This window comes from Reinekea sp. (genome assembly GCF_982785585.1).
Window position 1 is genome coordinate 42265 of the sequence record NZ_CEYAVF010000014.1, and the last position, 5732, is coordinate 47996.

At 54.9% G+C, this 5732-nt stretch carries 8 protein-coding genes; 4 read left to right on the plus strand and 4 right to left on the minus strand.

All coding sequences use genetic code 11. The features are described 5' to 3' along the window. Nucleotides 1-169 precede the first annotated feature (169 nt). On the minus strand, nt 170-514 hold the full coding sequence (locus tag AC4FIC_RS07425) for a hypothetical protein (protein ID WP_100257973.1): 345 nt from the start codon (nt 512-514) through the stop codon (nt 170-172). Nucleotides 515-517: 3 nt separating this feature from the next. After that, nucleotides 518-1438 carry a flagellar protein MotY gene (locus AC4FIC_RS07430; protein WP_227003687.1) on the minus strand — a complete coding sequence of 307 codons (921 nt, stop codon included), beginning with the start codon at nt 1436-1438 and terminating at the stop codon, nt 518-520. 283 nt (nt 1439-1721) lie between these two features. On the opposite strand from AC4FIC_RS07430, the gene rnt reads away from it, so the two are divergent. The 3 genes from rnt to AC4FIC_RS07445 all read left to right on the plus strand — a co-directional run bounded on the left by rnt (nt 1722) and on the right by AC4FIC_RS07445 (nt 3686). Beyond that, the gene (gene rnt / locus AC4FIC_RS07435) at nt 1722-2399 is read left to right on the plus strand and encodes a ribonuclease T (RefSeq protein ID WP_227003688.1); all 678 of its coding nucleotides are present in this window, start codon (nt 1722-1724) and stop codon (nt 2397-2399) included. Between the two features lie 11 nt (nt 2400-2410). Beyond that, a complete protein-coding gene (locus AC4FIC_RS07440) occupies nt 2411-2701 on the plus strand; it encodes an MTH1187 family thiamine-binding protein (RefSeq protein ID WP_474334329.1) in 291 nt (96 codons plus the stop codon). Nucleotides 2702-2801: 100 nt separating this feature from the next. After that, a complete protein-coding gene (locus AC4FIC_RS07445; RefSeq protein ID WP_100257975.1) occupies nt 2802-3686 on the plus strand; it encodes a LysR family transcriptional regulator in 885 nt (294 codons plus the stop codon). A gap of 16 nt (nt 3687-3702) precedes the next feature. Here AC4FIC_RS07445 and orn read toward each other — a convergent pair whose 3' ends face one another. Next, a complete protein-coding gene (gene orn, locus AC4FIC_RS07450; protein WP_100257976.1) occupies nt 3703-4248 on the minus strand; it encodes an oligoribonuclease in 546 nt (181 codons plus the stop codon). A 75-nt stretch (nt 4249-4323) separates the two neighbouring features. Here orn and rsgA point away from each other — a divergent pair, with 75 nt between their 5' ends. Beyond that, complete coding sequence (rsgA, locus tag AC4FIC_RS07455; RefSeq protein WP_100257977.1) at nt 4324-5349, plus strand: small ribosomal subunit biogenesis GTPase RsgA; 1026 nt, start codon at nt 4324-4326, stop codon at nt 5347-5349. On the opposite strand, the gene AC4FIC_RS07460 is transcribed toward rsgA, so the two are convergent. Continuing rightward, the coding region (locus AC4FIC_RS07460) for a hypothetical protein (RefSeq protein WP_273284019.1) at nt 5350-5732 on the minus strand (383 nt) is incomplete at its 5' end.

A 5732-nucleotide genomic window follows, 5' to 3' on the forward strand; every position in this document is an offset into this window, starting at 1 on the left:
GATGGCGATGGCGATCAGGAACTGGCGTCCACCGTGCTGATCTTTGGCGACTACCAGGGCCGCCCACCGTTGCTCTTTACCCGGCCCGGTGTCCGTTGACACCGGCCCCTTGGGGCTGAGAGTTGCAGAAGTCCGGTGGAGTCGGACACGACAATTGAGGGGGCGGTGCTTAGGCCACCCGTTGATCGGTCATAGACCACAGCAATAGGCGTTGGTCGATGCTGGGGTCGAAGCGCAGCAGACCGTCGTAGTTGAAACCACGAAAGGACAATAGATAGCGGCGCAGCAGACCAAATTGTGGACATGCCTCGGGAATCAAGGCAAAGGAGCCGTTTTGATCGAGCAGATACCAATACAGCTGATGATTAATTTGGCGTAATTCGGCGCGTGACAATTCATCGATCACCACATGAGTAATGGCACCGCTGGGCCGATAATAGATCAGTTCGCCGGCTTCGATATGGAGCGAGCGGACAACCTCTTTTTGAGCAAGCAAGGACTGCCAAACGGTCATGGTTTATTTCGCCTCAAAATTGGGTAGGTCGCGCAACGGATCATCCGGGTCACCGGTGATGCGCTCAAACTGCACCGTCACACGACGGTTGAGCCGACGCCCGGCTGCTGTCGCATTGGTGGCGATCGGGTAACGCTCGCCGTGATAACGGGTGACGATTATCGCCGCGTCAATGCCTGCATTGACCAGGTAGTCGGTTACCTTGACCGCACGTTTTTCAGACAGACGCCTGTTGTTATAACGTTCCCCTTGGCCATCGCTGTGGCCGTCGATAAACAGGGCTGAAACCAGACTATCGGCGTTCATATAGGTAACAATATTGTCGAGCATGGCCGTGGCCTGAGAGTCCAAACGCGCTCCGCCGCCGCCAAAGAGGACCGACGTGCGTTCTATTTGGCGAAAATTGACCGGTAACAATCCGGTTTGACAGGCCAGGTAGTCGTTGTAGAAGCTTTTAAAATTAACCGGCGAGATCTGCAGTCGGATTAGATCGTCACCGAACTTGGCCTTGCGGGTCAGAGTCGGTGCCATACCCGCCGTGAGCTCGTCCATCATCCGACCCGCTCGCGCCGTCTCGACGCGAATGGGAAATTTTCGATCGATCACTCTGGAATAGCCAAGCTCGGTGGTTAGTGCGCTGGAACGCCAAGCCGGTGCCTCGATCGTCAGCGCGGCCTGGCCCTCGGCCATTAGATTGCGCGTCGATTCCAAATAAAATTCCAAGGTATCACCGGCTTCTTGAAAGAATACCGCCAAACCGTATTGCGGGATCGGCTGATAAAACTTACAGTAAAACTCCGATGCATCGATGCGCCACTCGGTATTGGTTAGGCCGGTACCCAGGTTGGCCGCTTGACTGTTAGCGGCAACACAGGCCAGAAGACCGGCCATGCAAGAGGAAAAAATCTGTCTGTAGTTGGCCATAGCCTGCCGCTTCATCTCTATAACTCCGAATTAGATCAAGATACTGCAAGGTGTAGGCCAGTTTGGTTCTTTACACCAACAAAAAGCCTTAGCAATGTGAATCCACCCTACCGGCTTATTTTTCCAGCGTCCAAGTTGCAATGTCGAATGCAATGTCGAATGCGATAAGGAATGCGCCTGGCAGCGTGCCGGCCCAGCCCATCAAAGTGCATTACCCCTTACATTTCTAAGACAAATCATTAACATGTGCGCTTAATTTGTGCCTTTAGCCCGCTATTTCGGAGTGTATGTGACCATTAATGCCCCAGAGAACGAACTGTCCGAACGATTCCGCGGTTACTATCCGGTTGTCATCGATGTCGAAACGGCCGGTTTCAATTCCCAGACCGATGCCTTACTGGAAATTGCCGCCGTAACCCTAAAGATGGACAGCAGCGGCTGGCTCCTGCCCGATGAGAGTATTTTCTTTAACGTTAAACCCTTTGCTGGCGCCAACCTCGAAAGGGCCGCGTTAGAATTTACCGGCATCGATCCGTTTCACCCATTGCGCGAAGACGTTGATGAGGGCGAGGCCCTGGCTGAAATATTCAAGATGGTCCGCGCCGGCATGAAGGCCAACGGTTGCAAGCGCGCCATTTTAGTGGGTCACAACGCCACCTTTGATCACAACTTTGTCATGGCCGCGGCCGACCGGGCCAGCACCAAACGCAACCCCTTCCATCCCTTCTCGACCTTCGACACGTCGGCTCTGGCCGCTTTGGTCTATGGCCAAACGGTGTTGAAAAAAGCCTGCGATACGGCCGAGATCGAATTTTCCACCAAAGAAGCCCACAACGCCGAATACGACACCCGTAAAACGGCTGAGTTGTTTTGCCGGATGATCAATCGCTGGAAGACCCTCGGCGGCTGGCCGCTCCCGGAACGTTCGGAATCGGGCGATGACACCGCCACTGGAGACTGATAATGAAATGCATGGCCGACCTTTGCGTTATCCCCTTTAATCAACAAATCTCGGTGGCCGATGAAATTGCCGCCTGCCACCGGGTCTTGCAGAGCTTTGATGTAGAGCTGCAGTTGCACGGCTATGGCACCAACCTCTATGGCGAATGGGATCAGGTCTTTGGTGCGATTAAGGCCTGTCATCAGGCGCTGCACGACAGCGGCATCGTACGAATCTCGTCGACCATCAAGGTCGGCACCCGAACCGACAAGGACCAAACCATTGGTGACAAGATTCAAGCCGTCGAAGATCGCTTGGCTTGATTCAGCGCTGAGCCGCCTAGGCCAGACCATTCGATGAATTGTGGCTAATTCTCGCCGATACTCTAAACTGTCTCATTTTCGAGACAATGGCGGGTGCATCATGGATCTGAATGGGTTGGTACTGTTCGTCGAAATCATCAAGCAGGGTTCTATAACCCGAGCCGGCATGGTACTAGGCAAGCCTAAGTCGACTCTATCTCGCCAGTTGAGTGAATTTGAACAAACACTCGGGGTTAAGTTGGTTGAGCGCACCACCCGTCGGCTCGATCTAACCGAAGCCGGTCGTGAACTGTACGAGCAGTCGAAGGACCTGCTATCCGAACTGGGCGACATTCAGCACAGCATCGGCGCGTATCAGCGCCAACCCAAGGGCCAGCTGACCATTCTCTGGCCGCAAGAGCTGTTTACCGCTCAGATGGCGGAACTGATTGCCGAGTTTTTGCAGACCTGGTCGTTGATCAGCTTCTGCGGCACCCAATACAATGGCGCCACGCCGGCACCCGACAGCCAGTACGACCTACAATTTCTGCTCCACCAACAACCGCTACCGGCCAGTGACTGGATCGGTCGTTCGTTAATGAGTATCCCGCATAATATCTATATCGCCAGTCATTGCCTTAACCGTGCACCCAAGACGCTGGACGACATCCGCCATTGCCAATGTATTTTACAGTCGGGTGAAGATGAGTGGTTGTTTCGTCAAGACCAGCAGATTCACACCATCGCGGTACAGGGGCGGCTGACGTTGAACAGTCCGGATATGAGGCTGCAGGCCGCCATCCGCGGCTTGGGCGCAGTGCGACTGGCCAATTACTTGGCCGAGCCCTATGTGCGCCAGGGCGCTTTGACGGCATTGACCTTTAACGAGCGACCCGTGGCCGACACCCTCAGCGTGCTGTATCGAAGCCGGCAACTGCCGTTAAAAACCCGACTGTTCCTGGAGCACTTCCAGAATCATGTCGGGCGTCTGTACAGCACCCTGTAGCGGACCGGCGGAGCGCTTATGCCAGCTGAATGAATTCGCTGCGGTAGTGCTTGAGTTCTTCAATCGATTCGATGATGTCATCTAAGGCCCGGTGACTGCCTTTCTTATTAACCCCCGCCAAGACCTCAGGCCGCCAGCGCTTGGCCAACTCTTTCAGGGTACTGACATCGATATTGCGGTAGTGACAATAGCCGTCCAGATCGGGCATATACTTGATCAGGAAACGACGATCTTGCCAGATCGAATTGCCACACAGAGGCGACTCGCCCCGCTCAACCCAATCCTCCAGAAAGGCCACGGTCAGCGCCTCGGCTTGGGCGAGACTTATAGTGCTGGTGCGCACCTTTTCGGTCAGCCCGGAGGCGCCATGATGGTCGGTACACCATTCATCCATACCCGCTAGAACAGCCTCGGGTTGATGAATCACCAATTCCGGACCGCGGGCAATAATATTGAGATCCTGATCGGTAACCAGGGTCGCTATCTCAAGGATTTGGTCGGTTTCGGGTTTCAAGCCGGACATTTCTAAGTCTATCCAGATCAAATTGGTTTTTTTATCCATCAGGCGCAACCTTTAGGCAATGAAGGGGAGTATAATTAATCGTTCAGTATAACCGATTCCGAACCCTAGGGCCGCATGAGTAAACGAAAGCTAACCCGCCAACAGCAGTTCCGGATCGATAAGGTGCAGCAAGAACGCCTTTCCCGTGTCCAAAAGAAAGACCAGTTTATCGAGCAGAAGATCGAGTCTGGCTCCCTGGGCGAACCCCAAAGTGGCCTAATTGTCGCGCATTTTGGGGCCACCATCGATGTTGAAGCGAGTACCGGTGAGCTGGTGCGCTGCCATGTGCGCAGCAATCTGCCGGTCTTGGTTACCGGCGACCAGGTTATCTGGCACAGCGACACCCAGAACAGTGAGCGCGGTATCATCAGCGCGGTGCAAGAGCGCCGCACGATCCTCACGCGCCCCGATGCGCGCGGTAAACTGCGCCCGGTGGCGGCCAATATCGATCGCATCATCATTGTCGTCGCCCCCGCGCCGCGGACGCCGGTCAACCTGATCGATCGCTATTTGGTCGCCACCGCGCACGACGATATCATGCCGGTCATCTTGCTCAATAAATTCGATCTAATCGATCAGGCCCCAGAGATGCAGCTGGAGTTAAAGCAATATGAAGACCTGGGCTATCAGACGGTGATCGCCTCGATCAAGGACCCAGACGGCCTTAAAACCATTCAGGCTCTGGTGGCGGAGGGTAATTCGGTGTTTGTTGGCCAGTCTGGCGTGGGTAAGTCATCGATTATCGCCGAACTGTTGCCCGAGGCGGAAATCCGCATCGGCGAGATTTCAGAGGCAACCGGCAAAGGCCGGCACACCACAACGACCGCCAAACTCTATCATATCCCGAGCGGCGGCCAGCTGATCGACAGCCCCGGCATCCGGGAATTTGGTTTGTGGCACACCAACCCAGACGACTTGGCGCGCGGCTTTCCCGATGTCGATCAGTACGCGGCGCACTGTAAGTTTAACGATTGCACCCACACCCATGAGCCGAACTGCGGCGTCAAGGTGGCCATAGACGGCGGCAGAATATTGCAGCGTCGACTCGATAGCTTCTTGAGTATTCGCAACTCGGTCGATGAAGTGGTGATGCGAAGCTAGCTAACGCACAACCCGGTCGCTGAATCGGGTCTTGTTTTTAAAGCGATACACCCCCGGGCCAAAATCATAACTGAACGCCAGACGCACCAGATGCGCGGCACCGCGGCACAGATCGGGCTCAGTACGGCGCAATTCAATCACATCCTGGTTAAACTTCAGATAAAACTGGTCCGCCTCGGTACAGCCGTTGGACAGCACCGAGACTTCGAGTCGCTGCGCGGTGACCACCGGGTTAAATAGTAGGGTTTCGGAGTTAACCTGAGTCACCAAGGTGCTACAGGACAGCAGTGGTAACAACGCCAGGCCGGCTAACAGGTGTTTCATCGTCTTTTTCTCCATAACAGTCCGGTACTGGCCAACAGCAGCCAAAGGCTCAAGCTGCC